At 65.2% G+C, this 14,526-nt stretch carries 14 protein-coding genes; 9 read left to right on the plus strand and 5 right to left on the minus strand.

Going from position 1 to position 14,526, the window contains the following annotated elements:
* Positions 1-101: 101 nt before the first annotated feature.
* Together Ga0102493_RS01620 and Ga0102493_RS01625 are read left to right on the plus strand one after the other, a co-directional pair.
* Complete coding sequence (locus Ga0102493_RS01620) at positions 102-509, plus strand: hypothetical protein (protein ID WP_236922275.1); 408 nt, start codon at positions 102-104, stop codon at positions 507-509.
* Between the two features lie 108 nt (positions 510-617).
* On the plus strand, positions 618-1,991 hold the full coding sequence (locus Ga0102493_RS01625; RefSeq protein WP_330657738.1) for a BON domain-containing protein: 1,374 nt from the start codon (positions 618-620) through the stop codon (positions 1,989-1,991).
* A 21-nt stretch (positions 1,992-2,012) separates the two neighbouring features.
* Here Ga0102493_RS01625 and ppa read toward each other — a convergent pair whose 3' ends face one another.
* Complete coding sequence (ppa, locus tag Ga0102493_RS01630) at positions 2,013-2,546, minus strand: inorganic diphosphatase (RefSeq protein ID WP_034906541.1); 534 nt, start codon at positions 2,544-2,546, stop codon at positions 2,013-2,015.
* Between the two features lie 130 nt (positions 2,547-2,676).
* Between ppa and hisS the strand changes: the two genes are divergently transcribed.
* The 7 genes from hisS to Ga0102493_RS01665 all read left to right on the plus strand — a co-directional run bounded on the left by hisS (position 2,677) and on the right by Ga0102493_RS01665 (position 10,993).
* On the plus strand, positions 2,677-3,900 hold the full coding sequence (gene hisS, locus Ga0102493_RS01635) for a histidine--tRNA ligase (RefSeq protein WP_034906542.1): 1,224 nt from the start codon (positions 2,677-2,679) through the stop codon (positions 3,898-3,900).
* Positions 3,897-4,964, plus strand: coding sequence for a peptide chain release factor 1 (gene prfA / locus Ga0102493_RS01640; protein WP_034906544.1), 1,068 nt, complete (start codon positions 3,897-3,899; stop codon positions 4,962-4,964). Before hisS ends, prfA begins: the two co-directional genes overlap by 4 nt.
* Complete coding sequence (gene prmC / locus Ga0102493_RS01645) at positions 4,961-5,806, plus strand: peptide chain release factor N(5)-glutamine methyltransferase (protein WP_034906545.1); 846 nt, start codon at positions 4,961-4,963, stop codon at positions 5,804-5,806. Before prfA ends, prmC begins: the two co-directional genes overlap by 4 nt.
* A 260-nt stretch (positions 5,807-6,066) precedes the next feature.
* Positions 6,067-6,723, plus strand: coding sequence for a DUF4167 domain-containing protein (locus Ga0102493_RS01650; RefSeq protein ID WP_034906546.1), 657 nt, complete (start codon positions 6,067-6,069; stop codon positions 6,721-6,723).
* Positions 6,724-6,877: 154 nt separating this feature from the next.
* Positions 6,878-8,398: an apolipoprotein N-acyltransferase gene (gene lnt, locus Ga0102493_RS01655; protein ID WP_418251650.1), complete on the plus strand. Its 1,521-nt coding sequence runs from the start codon at positions 6,878-6,880 to the stop codon at positions 8,396-8,398.
* A gap of 99 nt (positions 8,399-8,497) precedes the next feature.
* Positions 8,498-9,745, plus strand: coding sequence for a methionine adenosyltransferase (gene metK / locus Ga0102493_RS01660; RefSeq protein WP_034906548.1), 1,248 nt, complete (start codon positions 8,498-8,500; stop codon positions 9,743-9,745).
* A gap of 36 nt (positions 9,746-9,781) precedes the next feature.
* Positions 9,782-10,993: a DUF418 domain-containing protein gene (locus Ga0102493_RS01665; RefSeq protein ID WP_034906549.1), complete on the plus strand. Its 1,212-nt coding sequence runs from the start codon at positions 9,782-9,784 to the stop codon at positions 10,991-10,993.
* Positions 10,994-11,002: 9 nt separating this feature from the next.
* On the opposite strand, the gene Ga0102493_RS01670 is transcribed toward Ga0102493_RS01665, so the two are convergent.
* From Ga0102493_RS01670 to Ga0102493_RS01685, 4 genes are read right to left on the minus strand one after another with little or no spacing between them, the layout of a single operon-like run.
* Positions 11,003-12,163 carry a CaiB/BaiF CoA transferase family protein gene (locus tag Ga0102493_RS01670; protein WP_034906550.1) on the minus strand — a complete coding sequence of 387 codons (1,161 nt, stop codon included), beginning with the start codon at positions 12,161-12,163 and terminating at the stop codon, positions 11,003-11,005.
* A 3-nt stretch (positions 12,164-12,166) separates the two neighbouring features.
* On the minus strand, positions 12,167-12,832 hold the full coding sequence (locus tag Ga0102493_RS01675) for a CoA transferase subunit B (protein ID WP_034906551.1): 666 nt from the start codon (positions 12,830-12,832) through the stop codon (positions 12,167-12,169).
* Positions 12,829-13,683: a hypothetical protein gene (locus Ga0102493_RS01680; protein WP_069297422.1), complete on the minus strand. Its 855-nt coding sequence runs from the start codon at positions 13,681-13,683 to the stop codon at positions 12,829-12,831. The genes Ga0102493_RS01675 and Ga0102493_RS01680 overlap by 4 nt, the downstream gene beginning before the upstream one ends.
* Positions 13,684-13,692: 9 nt before the next feature.
* Complete coding sequence (locus Ga0102493_RS01685; RefSeq protein ID WP_034906553.1) at positions 13,693-14,415, minus strand: CoA transferase subunit A; 723 nt, start codon at positions 14,413-14,415, stop codon at positions 13,693-13,695.
* Between the last annotated feature and the right edge of the window lie 111 nt (positions 14,416-14,526).

The raw sequence follows: 14,526 nt of genomic DNA on the forward strand, positions 1-14,526 counted from the left end.
GCGCCGGGCGCAACATTATTTCGGTTTGGTTACCGTCCTTGCAACAAGGCGACGGTTCTGTGATACTCTCGGGGCAGACGGAAAGTATTCGGGGATCGAGAATGAACGATACTTCGCATGGCCAGCACCGGGCAGCTGCCCGCGCAAAAAGAATTCCGGCGCGCGCGCGTGAAGCGCAGGGCGTGCGAGACTGGCGCCGGGCGATGAGCGATCATGTCGCCTATGCCCTGCTGGTCTATACCGGTCTCCAGATATTCATGACGGTGAAGGCCTTGAACGAAGGCGCGTCCGGCCTGCTGCCTTATGCCGCGCTCGTCATCCTCGTGGCCGGCATCATTCCGGCCTGTCGCTGGTTCGAGAAGCGCTGGTCGGGTCTTACCGACGAACAGGCGCTCGACCCGTCCCATGCGCCTGCCTTCCGGCGCGATGCGGCTGCGCTCTGGCTGCTCGCGACGGGACTCCCTGTTGCGCTGACGATCTTGATCAAGGCTTTCTTCGCGATCTTCTGAACGTTCCCGCATCGCCTTGCGCCGATGTTTCGGCGCAGAGCCTTTCGCTTGTCCCGGCCTGCTGTATGCTCTCCTCGAATCCAGTCGGCTTCAGGGGAGGGGAATAGAGTGTCGGTGCTGCGCCTTCTCGCGATCCTGCTGGCAGCGACCATTGCCCTGCCTGTCAGCGCAGCATTGACGCTTCCTGCCACCACCGAAACACCAGCAGCTTCAGAGCCCGTCCCCGCGATCGCGCAGGAGCAGGATCCAGCCGGCGACGGCCGGATCGCGGCACGCATCAGGGGCATCTTTTCCGAACTTCCGCAATTCGGGGCCGTGACCGTGACGGTGCGCGAAGGGGTCGTGACGCTTTCCGGGACCGTGCCCGATGCCGAGGCGATCGCTCGCGCCGAGGCGATCGCCGGTCGGGTTTCCGGGGTCGCCACGGTCGAAAACCAGATCAGGCGCGATCTTTCGATCGAGCGCAACCTGTCGGTCCTCGGACAGGCCGCCGAGATCGGCGAGAAAGCGCTCGCTATTCTCCCGCTCCTGGCCGTTGCCGCGATCATCGCGGCACTGGTCGGCGGCTTCGGCTATCTGCTTGCGAGCTTCGGCTTCGTGTGGGACCGGGTCGCCCCCAATGCCTTTCTCGCCGAACTGATCCGCACTGCGGTCCGCTTCGCCTTCGTCGTCGGCGGGCTTGTCATCGCGCTCGACATGCTCGGCGCGGGCGCCCTGCTCGGGGCGCTGCTCGGCGGGGCAGGGGTGATCGGGATCGCACTCGGTTTTGCGATGCGCGACACGGTCGAGAATTACGTCGCCTCGCTGATGTTGAGCCTGCGTCAGCCCTTCCGGCCGAACGATCATGTCCTGATCGACAATCTGGAGGGCCGGGTGATCCGGCTAACAAGCCGGGCGACGATCCTGATGACGCTCGAGGGCAATCACCTGCGCATTCCCAATTCGCAGGTCTTCAAGGCGGTGATCCTCAATTACACGCGCAACCCTCAAAGGCGTTTCGATTTCGAACTCGGGGTCGATGCCGACGACGATCCGCGCGCGGCGATGGCGCTGGGGATCGAAGTGCTGGGCGGCCTGCGGTTCGTGCTCGAGAACCCGGCCCCTGCCGCGCGCATCGTCAATGTCGGCGATTCGAACATCGTCATCCAGTTCTTCGGCTGGATCGACCAGCGCGAGGCCGACTGGTTCAAGTCGCGAAGCCTCGCCATTGCCGGCGTCAAGGACGCGCTCGAGGAAGCCGGTTTCGCCCTGCCGGAGCCGATCTACCGCCTGCGCTTTGACGGGCGCACCGATCCGCTTCCGATCGGCCGGTCGCCGCGGGAAAGGGATGAGCCTCGAAAGCCGCGCAAGGTGCGCGAAGCGTCGGCGGAAGCGGAGGACATCCGCCCTGAAAGCGAGATCAGCGAATTGGTCGAAGCCGAACGCAGCACCGACCCCGCGAGCAGCCGCGATTTGCTGGACGAGGGGCGCCCGGTCGAGTGAGCCGGGTGCCGGCCGCTTCCTTCAGCCGCCGTTCCTGGCGCGCTCGATCGCCTCGATAACGATTTGCTGTGCCTCGGCGCGGGTTCCCCAATTGCCGATCCGCACCCACTTCTCCTTTTCGAGATCCTTGTAGTGGGTGAAGAAGTGCTCGATCTGCTGGAAGATGATCGAGGGCAGATCCTTGGTCTCGCCCACATCCGAATAATAGGGGAAGGTAGTGTCGACCGGCACACAGACGAGCTTTTCGTCGCCGCCATGCTCGTCCTCGAGGTTGAGCACGCCGATCGGGCGCGCGTTCACCACGCAGCCGGGAATGAAGGGCGAGCGCGAGATCACAAGCGCATCGAGCGGGTCGCCATCGGGCGAAAGCGTATGCGGCACGAAGCCGTAATTGGCCGGATAGCGCATCGGCGTGTGAAGGATCCGGTCGACGAACAAAGCGCCGGATTCCTTGTCGAATTCGTACTTTACCGGCTCCCCGCCGGTCGGCACTTCGATGATTACGTTGAGATCGTCGGGGGGATTGTTCCCGGTCGGGATCTTGTCGATGCGCATGAATGCCTTCCTGTCCTTGTTGGGCTGCCCCCTCTTTCCCCAAGAGCAGCGTCGAGGGCCGATAGCCCGCTCTCGATATTGCGGCAACCGGAAGTCTCGCCTAATCGCGCGGGCAACCAAGGACATTTCCATGAGCAAGAACACTCCGAAGGCGGTTCGCGGCACGCAAGACATTTTCGGCGCCGATGCCGAAGCCTTTGCCTTCGTGGTCGAGACCTTCGAACGGGTCCGCCGCCTCTACCGCTTTCGCCGCGCCGAATTCCCGGTCTTCGAACGCACCGAAGTCTTCGCCCGGTCGCTTGGCGAGACGACCGACGTAGTCTCGAAGGAGATGTATTCCTTCGAGGATCGCGGAGGCGAATCGCTCACCCTGCGGCCCGAATTCACGGCGGGTATCGCACGCGCTTTTCTCACCAATGGCTGGCAGCAGCATGCGCCGCTGAAAGTGGCGACCCACGGCCCGCTGTTCCGCTACGAGCGCCCGCAGAAGGGCCGCTATCGCCAGTTCCATCAGATCGACGCCGAAATCATCGGCGCAGCCGAGCCGCAGGCGGATGTCGAATTGCTCGCCATGGCCGACCAATTGCTCAAGGAACTCGGCATCGAGGGCGTGACGCTGCATCTCAACACGCTTGGCGATGCGGAAAGCCGGGAGGCCTGGCGGGCCGGGTTGATCGACTATTTCGGCAGGGTGAAGGGCGATCTGTCCGAGGATTCGCAAGAGCGGCTGGAGAAGAACCCGCTGCGCATTCTCGATTCCAAGGACCCGCGTGATCGCGCCTTCCTCGCCGATGCGCCGCGGATCGACGACTATCTCTCCGAGGAGGCGCGCGGCTTCTTCAAGGCGGTGACGAGCGGTCTCGAAGCGGCGGGTGTGAATTGGGTGCGCGCGGAAAGCCTCGTGCGCGGGCTCGACTATTATCGCCACACCGCGTTCGAATTCATCCCGGACGAGGGTTCGGCGGCGGCCGCGGCGCTCGGCGCGCAGAGCACGGTGCTGGGCGGCGGGCGCTATGACGGGCTGATGGAAAGCCTCGGCGGCCCCGCGACCCCGGCGGTCGGCTGGGCCGCGGGGATCGAGCGGCTGGCGATGCTGGTTGCGCAAGAGGGCGAAACGCCAGCAGACGTAATCGTGGTCGTCGAGGACGATACGCTTCTTGCCGATGCCATCGCGTCGATCGGGAAGCTGCGTGCGGCAGGTTTCGCTGCTGAAATGCTGGCGACCGGCAGTGTTCGCAAGCGCTTCGACAAGGCGTCGAGAATGGGCGCAAAGAGCCTCGTTTCCTTCGTTTCTGCCGAAAGTGTCAGGGTCCGCGGCGAGCGTCAGGGCGAAATCGAAGCCCTGCTTGCATGAAAATCCCCCCCGAACGCCTTGACCAGATCGCCAATCGCTTCGCCGAGCTCGAGGCGCGCATGGCTTCGGGCACGCTCGATGGCGAGGAATTCGTGCAGGCGAGCCGCGACTATGCCGAACTCGAACCGGTGGCGAAGATCGCCCGCGAGGTGAAGGCTATCCGCGAGGAAATCGCGGGGCTCGAGGACATGCTTTCCGACCCCGAGATGAAGGCCATGGCCGAGGAGGAGCTTGAAAGCCTGCGCGCCGATCTGCCCGAAAAGGAGCGCTCGCTCGCCGTCGCCTTTCTCCCGCGCGATGCCGCCGATGCCAAGCCGGCAATGCTCGAAATCCGCGCCGGGACGGGCGGCGACGAGGCGGCGCTGTTCGCGGGCGACCTCTACCGCATGTACGAACGCTTCGCCGCCGAGCAGGGTTGGCGGGTCGAGCCGGTCAGCATGAACGCGGCCGAGGTCGGTGGCTTCAAGGAAATCGTCGCCAACGTCTCAGGGCAGGGCGTCTTCGCCAAGCTCAAGTTTGAAAGCGGCGTTCACCGCGTCCAGCGCGTGCCCGTCACCGAAAGCGGCGGGCGCATCCATACATCGGCGGCGACCGTCGCGGTCCTGCCCGAGCCGGACGAGGTCGATGTCCAGATCGAGGACAAGGACCTCAAGATCGACATCTACCGCGCCTCCGGCGCGGGCGGACAGCACGTCAACACGACCGATTCGGCCGTGCGTATCACCCACCTGCCTAGCGGCATCGTCGTCACCCAGCAGGACGAGCGCAGCCAGCACAAGAACCGCGCCAAGGCGATGCAGGTCCTGCGTGCGCGCCTTTACGAAAAGATGCGCGACGAAGCCGAAGGGGCCGAGGCCGAGGCGAGGAAGGCGATGGTCGGCTCGGGCGACCGCTCGGAGCGCATTCGCACATACAATTTCCCGCAAGGGCGCGTGACCGATCACCGGATTGGTCTCACCCTGCACAAACTCGACGAGATACTGGCAGGTCCGGGGCTCGGAGAACTGGTCGATGCGCTGACCGCCGAGGACGAGGCGAAGCGGCTCGCAGCGCTGGCCGGATGAGCAGCGCTGGCGATGCGATCCGTGGAGCCGCCGCCCGGCTCGCCGCCACCAGCGACACGGCTCGGCTCGACGCCGAGATCCTGATGGCCCACGCGCTGCGTTGCAGCCGATCGGACATGCTGCTGCGGCGAATGCCCGACCCGTCTCCGGCGAAGTTCGAGCGCCTGGTCGAAAGGCGGTTAGGCCATGAACCGGTCGCCTACATAATCGGCGTTCAGGAATTCTTCGGGCGCGAATTCCGGGTCGATCGGGAGGTGCTGATCCCGCGCCCCGACAGCGAGACGGCGATCGAGGCCGCGCTCGACGTACTGGGGGACAGGCGCAGCGGGGAAATCGTCGATCTCGGCACGGGTTCGGGCGCGCTTCTGCTCACCCTGCTGGCAGAGCGGCCGGGCTTCACCGGCATCGGACTGGACCGGAGCGAAGGCGCACTGCGGGTGGCGCGGGACAATGCGGAGCGCCTTGGCCTTGCGGCGCGGGCGCGGTTTCACCGGACAGACTGGACCATGCCGGGCCCGCACGGCGATGCCTGGTATACCGCCCTGCCGCTCGCCGACCTCGTCATCGCCAATCCGCCCTATGTCGAGGCGGATGCCGACCTTGCCCCGGACGTGCGCGAGCACGAACCTGCGGGCGCGCTTTTCGCCGGGGCGGACGGGCTCGACGACTACCGGATCATCATTCCTGCCCTGCGTGCCATGCTCATCGAAGGCGGGGCAGCGGTGCTCGAAATCGGCGCGCGACAGGGCGATGAAGTCACAGGCCTCGCTCAAGCGGCCGGATTCGCTGTCGAAATCCGCAACGACCTCGCCGCCCGCCCGCGCGCGGTCATCCTTTCCTGAGGAAAATCCGGGGGGGGCTTGGCAAACCCGCTTGGCATCGCTACCTCGTCACACAGGCAAGTGATCTGCGAAGGGCGCAAATCGCTTAGGCCAAGCTCCAAATCTCGCTTGAAACGGCCGTTAGGGCTCGTCCCCGGCCTCTGGCAACGCGGAGCGCGCGCCCCCTTTGGCAAAAGCCAGGCAGGCGGCGCATAGCAAGGGGTCTGTTGACCGTGAGTGCATCAATGCTTGCGCCAGGTCGCTGATAAGGAACGTTTTCCTTGAATAACAATCGCAACAATCGCCGCCGTGGTCGCGGAAATCGCAATTCGGGCGGGGGCAACCAGCTCAACCGGATCGACAGCCGGGCACGCGGCAATGCGCCGCAGCTGCTCGAGAAGTACAAGAAGCTCGCGCAGGACGCGCAGCACAATGGCGACCGGGTCCAGGCGGAATATTATCTGCAGTTCGCCGACCACTATTTCCGCGTGATCGCCGACAACAAGGCGCGCCAGGAAGAGGCGCGCTCGAAACGGGGCGACGACCGCAGCCAGTCCGACGACGACGATTACGGCGACGACGACGACAACAACCGTCGCAGCGACAACAAGCGCGGCGGCAATCGCCGGTCGCGCTCGCGCCGGGACGACCGCGACGACAGCGATGCCCAGGACGGCTCGAGCGAGGGTGAAGAAGGCTTCGAAGGCGAGCCTGCCGAGAACGAAAGTTCGGATGAACCCAAGCGCAGGGCCCGCAAGCCCCGCGGCGAGAACGACAAGGCCCCCCGCAAGGGCGACCGTGCCGCTCCCAAGCGCAAGCCGCGCGCGAAGAAGGGCGAAGATGGCGGGGAGATCGATTCTTCCGTCCTGCCGCCTTCGATCGGAAGGGACGAAGCGTCCTCCGGCGATGGTGACGACAATCTCGAGACCGTCGGCTGATCCTTGGCGAAAGCCTGGTTCGCATCCGGTCTCTTCCTGATCCATGACGGTGCGCTCCAGGACACTGGGTAAATTCCCACAGCGCTGGCCGGGGCTGAGTTCGCTCGCACTCGGTCTGCTGGGCGCCTGCGCGTATCCGCCTTTTCATCTATGGATGCTTGGGCTTTTGGCCCTCGCCGGGTTGGTGTGGCACCTGCATGACGCGCCTGACTGGCGCGCGGCGGCATGGCGCGGCTACCTTTTCGGGTGGGCGCATCTGACGCTTGCCAACAACTGGATCGCGACGGCTTTCACGCACCAGGCGAAGATGCCCGAATTTCTGGGCTGGCTCGCCGTGCCGCTGCTTTGCATCTATCTTGCGATCTACCCCGGGCTTGCAGCGCTGGCGGCGCATCTCGCCACTCGCAAGCTCGCTCCCCGGAGTGTCGGCATCGGGGTCTTCGGGACCCTTTTTGCCGCTGCCTGGATCGTCACGGAATGGGTCCGCAGCTGGGCCTTTACCGGGTATCCGTGGCCTCCGCTCGGCCTGATGCTGCTCGGCGGGTGGGACACGCCCGGGATCGCTCGCTATCTCCCGTGGCTCGGCACCTATGCGCTTTCCGGCCTCGCGATCCTGCTGGCGAGCGGGCTGATTTGGGCTGTCGCGGTCCGGCGCTGGATCGTCGCAGGCGCAAGTGCGCTGGTTATGGCGGCGGCGATGCTGCTGCCAGGCCTGGACGCTGAAATGACGCGGCCGGCCAACGCGGTGCGCTATGCGCTGATCCAGCCACTGATCCCGCAGGACGAGATCAACGATGGCTCCAAGTTCGAAGAGCAGTTCCAGCGCATCGCCCGGCTGACGCGGCCCGGCAACGGACAATCGCGCCTCGTCCTGTGGCCCGAAAGCGCGATCCCCGACTATCTCGAAGACGGCTATCCGCTGCGCTATTATGCCCGGATGACCGCCGGCGCGGACCCCGAATATGCGAGGGCGCGGATCGGGCAGGTCATCGGCGCGGATTCGACCTTGCTCACAGGGGTCGTCAATCTAGACATCGCGCCGCGCGCGGACGGCCGCCTTGGCGCGGTCAGTGCGCGCAATTCGGTGCTGGCGCTGAGCGGCCAGGGCGCAATCGAAGCGCATTACGCCAAGGCGCATCTTGTGCCCTATGGCGAATATCTGCCGATGGAATGGGCGCTCGAGCGCCTCGGCCTTTCTCGACTGACATCCGGGACGATCGAATACGTCGCAGGCCCGGGCCCGCGTACGCTCGATCTGGGTGAGCATGGTCGGGCGGGCATCCAGATCTGCTACGAGATCGTGTTCTCGGGCCAGGTGACCGATTCTCAGAACCGGCCCGACTACATCTTCAACCCTTCCAATGACGGGTGGTTCGGCAGTTGGGGGCCGCCCCAGCATCTCGCCCAGGCGCGGATGCGTGCGATCGAGGAAGGATTGCCGGTCCTGCGTTCGACCACCACCGGCATCAGCGCGGTGATCGACGCAAACGGCTTGGTTCGGGGTGCCATCGGCCAGGGAAAGGCCGGGAGGCTCGACGGGTACGTCCCGGATCCGAAGCCGCCGACCCTTTTCGCGCGCCTTGGAAACGCACTGCCGCTCGGCTGGGCCGCCCTGCTCATCGTCCTCGCGCTCGCCGTGCCGAGATTGCTTGCGCTGCGGCGTTCGCGCGGCTAGGTGCTTGGCTGCGACTGCCCGGACATAAAGATTTCCTTATATCTGCATAAGGGAACATGATCGAGGGCGCGGCTTGGACAACGAACCCCTGGGGGAATCATGCGCAGCGATTTCATCTTCACTTCCGAAAGCGTTTCCGAAGGCCATCCCGACAAGGTTTCCGACCAGATCTCGGACGCGATCGTCGACCTGATGCTTGGCAAGGACCCCGAATCGCGGGTCGCCTGCGAGACCATGACGACCACCCAGCGGGTCGTCCTGTCGGGAGAGATCCGGTGCAAGCCGATGTATGACGACAAGAACGAGGAGTGGAAGTTCAACGGCTACTGGGCGCCGGGCGCGCGCGACGAAATTGAGAGCGCCGTTCGCCGGACCGTCAAGGACATCGGCTACGAACAGGACGGCTTCCACTGGAAGACGCTGACTTTCGAAAATCACCTGCACGGCCAGTCCGCTCATATCGCGCAGGGCGTGGATGCGGGCGCGGAAGGGTCAAACAAGGATGAGGGCGCGGGCGACCAGGGCATCATGTTCGGATTTGCCTGCGACGAAACGCCCGACCTGATGCCGGCGACGCTCGATTACAGCCACAAGATCCTCCAGCAGCTCGCCGAGGACCGCAAGTCGGGCGCAGCGCCATTTCTCGAACCCGATGCCAAGAGCCAGGTGACGCTGCGCTATGTCGACGGCAAGCCGGTCGCCTGCACCGCCATCGTCGTCTCGACCCAGCACGCGCCGGGCTATCACGAGGGCGAGAAGGAAGCCGAGCTCAAGGCTTATGTGAAGAAGGTCGTCGGCAATATCCTTCCCGAAGGCTTCATCACCGATGAAACCGCATGGCACATCAATCCGACCGGCAAGTTCGAGATCGGCGGACCGGATGGCGACGCAGGGCTCACGGGTCGCAAGATCATCGTCGATACCTATGGCGGCGCTTCGCCCCATGGTGGCGGAGCGTTCAGCGGCAAGGACCCGACCAAGGTCGACCGCAGCGCCGCCTACATCACCCGTTACCTCGCCAAGAACGTGGTTGCGGCCGGTCTTGCTAAGCGCTGCACGATCCAGATCGCCTATGCGATCGGCGTGTCGGAGCCGCTGTCGCTCTATGTTGATACGCATGGAACCTGCGCCGAGGGCGTAAAGGACGAGGCGATCGAGCACGCGATCCGTTCGATCGGCAAGCTCGGCGGGCTGACCCCGCGCGCGATCCGCACGCATCTCGGCCTCAACAAACCGATCTATCGCACGAGCGCGGCCTACGGCCATTTCGGCCGTCCGGCCGAGGGCGATCATTTCCCGTGGGAGCGCACCGATCTCGTCGACGATCTCAAGGCAGCGCTTTCCTGATCCCATGAGCAGCGCCGCCTGCTAGGGCCTTCGCCCATGGTGGTGGCGCCGCAACCTTCTTCCGGACGCATAGCCGAACTCGATGCCCTGCGGGGCATCGCGGTGATCGGCATCGTCTGGATGAACGTCCACGTCTTCGCGCTGCCCATCCAGGCCTATTACAACCCGCTCGCCTGGGGCGGCGAGAGCCCGCTCGACCGCTTGGTCTGGGCGGCAAGCTTCGTGTTCGTCGAGGACAAGTTCCGGACGCTCTTTGCCATGCTTTTCGGGGCGGGCTGTCTGATCCTGTTCGACCGCGGGCGCGCGGCATCGGGACCGGGGAAGGCCTGGCGGGCGCATTATGCGCGCATGGCGGTGCTGTTCGCGATAGGTCTGGTCCATGCGATCCTGCTTGCCAACAACGATATCCTGCGTGCCTACGCACTCGCGGGACTGGCCCTGCCGCTCCTCGCCCCGCTTTCACCCCGCGCGCTGGTCGCGGTCGCGATCGGTCTCATGGCGCTCCATGTCGGCGCCGGGATAGTCACGTTCGGGGGCGGGCTCTACGACTGGCACATGGGCCGGTTCTCGAGCGATGCGACCTTCTTCATGGAGCGCAATTTCGGCACCGATCCTGCCGCGGTGTCCTTCATGCTCGAGCGTGGGCAGGAAACTCTGCGCGAGCGGGTCGTGCGCAGGGTCGAAGGCATGCCGGGCCAGCTTTCGGCAATCGCCGCCTCGCTCCCGCTCAACCTGTCGGCGATCGCGCTCGGCATGGCGTTCTGGCGCGGCGGAATGCTCGCTGGAAGGTGGCGGACCTTCCGGCTCCAGCGGCTCGCGGCGGTCTGCGCGCTGGTCGCAGTCCCGGCCCTTCTGGCGCTGGCATGGTTCGTTGCGGAAAGCGGCTTTCCCGGCGCGCTTACGGGTGCAGCGAGCCTCGTCCTTTCGGCCCCGTTCGACACCCTGCTCGGCATTGCCTATGCCGCGCTCGCCATGGCGTTCTTCACGCCCGGCGGCTTTGCGACCAGGCGCTTGGCGACCGTCGGCAGATTGTCGCTCACCAATTACCTGATGACCTCGGTCATTCTCGCCTCGATCTTTGCATCTTGGGGCTTCGGCCTGTTCGGGACAGTGAGCCGCGCCGAGGCCTTCGCCTTCGGATTCGTGCCGATCATGGCGATGCTGGCCTGGTCGCCTACATGGATCGCGCGGTTCGGGCAGGGTCCTCTCGAGCGGCTCTGGCGCGGAATTTCGGGCCTTTTCGGCTGACCTGCCCGTTCAGTCTTCCGGGTCATGTTCGCCGAGCAGCGGCGAAGGCCGGTCGAGCGCGAGCTGCGCGCCGGAGAAGGTGAACGGGCTGCGCACGCCCGCCATTCCGCCGGGTTCGACCTTCATCCCGCGCGCTGCGACCTGCGGGTCGGCAAAGACTTCGTCCAGCCGGTTGATCGGCCCCGCCGGAACGCCCGCCGCGTGGCAGGCATCGAGCAGGGCTTCCTTCGTCCAGGCTGCCGTCGCCGCCGCGATCTCAGCATCGAGGGCCTTCGCGTTCGCGACCCGTTCGCCATTATGCGCAAAGCGCGGATCGCCCGACCAGTCGTTGCGCCCGAGCAGGTCGGCGAGCTTGTGGAACAGCCGGTCATTGGCCGGCGCGAGGATGACGTAGCCGTCCTTGACCGGGAACACGCCATAGGGTGCGACCTGTGCATGGGCATTGCCCATGCGAGGGGGGTTCTCCCCGGTGGTGAAATGATAGGTCGCCTGGTTCGAAAGGAGCGCGATCGAACAATCCATCAGGCTCATGTCGACGTGCTGGCCCTTGCCGGTGCGTTCGCGCATCAGCAGCGCGGCCTGGATGCCGTTTACCGCCCACACGCCCGTCGCGAGGTCTGAGATCGAGATGCCCATCTTGACCGGTGTTCCTTCCGGCTCGCCGGTCAGCGACATGAAGCCGCTCATCCCCTGGACCACGAAGTCATACCCCGCCTCGTGGGCGCGTGGGCCGGTCTGGCCGAAACCGGTGATCGAGCAGTAGACGAGCCGATCGTTTTCCCGCGCGAGCGCGGCGTAGTCGAGGCCGAACTTGGTAAGGCTGCCGGTCTTGAAATTCTCGATCACCACGTCCGCGCCAAGGCACAGGTCGCGCGCGCGGGCGAGATCGTCCGGGTTGCGGAAATCGGCGGTGATCCCCCGCTTGCCGCGATTGCAGGCGTGGTAATAGGCCGCCTCGCGCCGCGTCTCGCCAGCGGGTCCGGCACGCTCGATCCAGGGCGGTCCCCAGGCGCGCGTCCCGTCGCCCTCGGGGCTTTCGACCTTTATCACGTCGGCGCCGAGATCGGCTAGGACCTGCCCTGCATAGGGCCCGGCAAGCACCCGCGCGAGTTCAACCACCCTGAGCCCGGCGAGCGGGGCATCGGGATTGCGCGGGTGATCGAGCCACATGGCTCAGGCGCTTTCGAGCGCGTTTTCGTAATGCGCAGTCGTCTTATCGGCGATTTCCTCCGCCGTGACACCGGGCGCGAGTTCGATCAGGCGAAACGGACTGTCATGATCGGGGCGCTGGAACACGCCAAGATTGGTGATGATCATGTCAACCACCCCCGCGCCGGTCAGCGGAAGGGTGCATTCGGGGATGAACTTCGGGCTTCCGTCCTTGGCGTTGTGGTCCATCACCACGATGATCTTCTTGACCCCGGCGACGAGATCCATCGCGCCGCCCATGCCCTTGATCATCTTGCCCGGGATCATCCAGTTGGCGATGTCGCCGTTTTCGGCCACTTCCATCGCGCCCAGCACGGTGAGGTCGATATGCCCGCCGCGGATCATGGAGAAGCTCGTCGCGCTGTCGAAATAGGCGCTGTGCGGCAACTCGCTGATGGTCTGCTTGCCCGCATTGATGAGATCGGGATCGACCTCGTCCTCATAAGGGAAGGGCCCGATGCCCAGCATCCCGTTCTCGCTCTGCAGCGTCACCATCATGCCATCCGGGATGTGATTCGCGACCAGCGTCGGAATGCCGATACCGAGATTGACGTAATAGCCGTCCTCTAGCTCCTTTGCGGCGCGTGCAGCCATCTGGTCGCGGGTCCAGCCCTTGGGTTCATCGGTCATTGTGTCGGCCTTTGGTCTGAGGAATGAAGCGGCGGGACGAGAAACCATCCGTCGCCAATCAGGTTTTCGAGCCGGAGCGCGGCCTCGGGGTTGACGAGATAGGCATAGAGTTCGTCGAAATCCTCGCGCTCATCTCCTGCAATGGCAAGCAGGCAGGCGCGCCGGGCAAGGTCCTCGCGCCTGGTCTGCTTGCGGTCGCCGGGATAGCGCATGAGCAGCAAAGTGTCGCGGCTCTCCGGGTCTAGCGCGGCAGTGGTCAGGGCCTCGCGCACGGCATCGGCATGGGCAGCCGACTGGCCCGAAATCCATGCGATCTCCATGCCGGATTGCCTCAGGCCTTCCAGTCGGTCTGCCAGCGTGCGATCGGCCTGGAGAATAGGTTGAACGGGCAGCATTCCGCCCGACGGGTCGAGCTCGATCAGAACGGCGGGCGGGCCCTGCGAGCAGAACTTGCGCTCTCCGCTGAGCGAGGCCGGATCGGCGAGCAGGGCCGACTTCCGGGGAGCCTCGTCCGGAACGGCCGCGGCCGTGTCCCTTGCGAACGAGAGAAAATCGGCGAAGCCTTCAACCATGTATCCGCGCTTTGCGTTCGATAGCGAAAGCGAAGAAGGGGCAGAGCCGGCAAGGAGCCTTGCGTCATCGCGCGAGAGGTCTCGCGTCGATCGCGCGGGTGAGCGGGCGGCTGAGGCCTTTGCTGCGGTCTCCGCGCTCACTTTCGCGTCCTTGCCATCGGTGCCGGTGCGCACAAGCGCTCCGCCCGCGACCACCGGGATCGCTGCCGCGACGCAGCCCGAAAGCGGGGCTGCCAGTGCGAGGACGCCTGCGGCAAGGAGGAATCGGCGTAAGCGCACAGGCGTCGCTCAGGCGGATTCCCGTTCGCGCACGGTGCGGAACTCGATCTTCTTGTCATAGGGCGCGCCCAGCACGAGCCGGTTCACGAACACGCCTGGCAGGTGGATCTGGTCTGGGTCGAGCGCTCCTGCGGGGACGATCTCCTCGACCTCCGCGACGCAGACCTTGCCGCAGGTCGCGGCGGGCTGGTTGAAATTGCGCGCCGTCTTGCGGAAGATGAGGTTGCCCGTCTCGTCGGCCTTCCAGGCCTTGACGATGGACAGGTCGGCGAAGATGCCGCGCTCGAGGATATAGGTCGACATCACGCCGTCGGGATCGGGGAAGTCCTTGTGCTCCTTGCCCTCTGCGACCTGAGTGCCGGCGCCGGTCTTGGTGTAGAAACCCGGAATGCCCGCGCCGCCCGCCCGCATCCGTTCAGCCAGGGTTCCCTGGGGGCAGAACTCGACCTCGAGCTCGCCGGAGAGGAATTGCCGTTCGAATTCCTTGTTCTCGCCAACATAGGAGCTGATCATTTTCTTGACCTGCCTGGTGCGCAGCAGCTTGCCGATGCCTTCATTGTCGATGCCGGCATTGTTGCTGGCGAAGATGAGGCCCGTGACCCCGCTGTCGCGGATCGCATCGAGCAGGCGTTCGGGTATGCCGCACAGGCCAAACCCGCCCGCGGCAATCAGCATGTCGTTCCTGAGGACGCCCTCAAGGGCGCTGGCGGCGTCGGGGTAGAGCTTGCTCATTGCTGTCCTCGAATGGCTCGGGGTCGGTCAGGCGGCTGATTAGAGCCTTGTCCCGCCGCTGTCACGCGCGCCTTGCAGGATGCTTCAAAGGCCGTCGATTCGTGCTGCATT

It is taken from the genome of Erythrobacter litoralis (assembly GCF_001719165.1).
Taxonomy (GTDB): Bacteria; Pseudomonadota; Alphaproteobacteria; order Sphingomonadales; family Sphingomonadaceae; genus Erythrobacter; species Erythrobacter litoralis.

What these genes read in the sequence shown, in the direction of transcription:
- Ga0102493_RS01620 (WP_236922275.1), top strand. Translation starts at nt 102, where the DNA reads ATGAACGATACTTCGCATGGCCAGCACCGGGCAGCTGCCCGCGCAAAA.
- ppa (WP_034906541.1), bottom strand. Translation starts at nt 2,546, where the DNA reads ATGCGCATCGACAAGATCCCGACCGGGAACAATCCCCCCGACGATCTC.
- Ga0102493_RS01675 (WP_034906551.1), bottom strand. Translation starts at nt 12,832, where the DNA reads ATGACCGATGAACCCAAGGGCTGGACCCGCGACCAGATGGCTGCACGC.
- Ga0102493_RS01665 (WP_034906549.1), top strand. Translation starts at nt 9,782, where the DNA reads ATGGTGGTGGCGCCGCAACCTTCTTCCGGACGCATAGCCGAACTCGAT.
- Ga0102493_RS01685 (WP_034906553.1), bottom strand. Translation starts at nt 14,415, where the DNA reads ATGAGCAAGCTCTACCCCGACGCCGCCAGCGCCCTTGAGGGCGTCCTC.
- Ga0102493_RS01670 (WP_034906550.1), bottom strand. Translation starts at nt 12,163, where the DNA reads ATGTGGCTCGATCACCCGCGCAATCCCGATGCCCCGCTCGCCGGGCTC.
- lnt (WP_418251650.1), top strand. Translation starts at nt 6,878, where the DNA reads ATGCTTGGGCTTTTGGCCCTCGCCGGGTTGGTGTGGCACCTGCATGAC.
- metK (WP_034906548.1), top strand. Translation starts at nt 8,498, where the DNA reads ATGCGCAGCGATTTCATCTTCACTTCCGAAAGCGTTTCCGAAGGCCAT.
- hisS (WP_034906542.1), top strand. Translation starts at nt 2,677, where the DNA reads ATGAGCAAGAACACTCCGAAGGCGGTTCGCGGCACGCAAGACATTTTC.
- prmC (WP_034906545.1), top strand. Translation starts at nt 4,961, where the DNA reads ATGAGCAGCGCTGGCGATGCGATCCGTGGAGCCGCCGCCCGGCTCGCC.
- prfA (WP_034906544.1), top strand. Translation starts at nt 3,897, where the DNA reads ATGAAAATCCCCCCCGAACGCCTTGACCAGATCGCCAATCGCTTCGCC.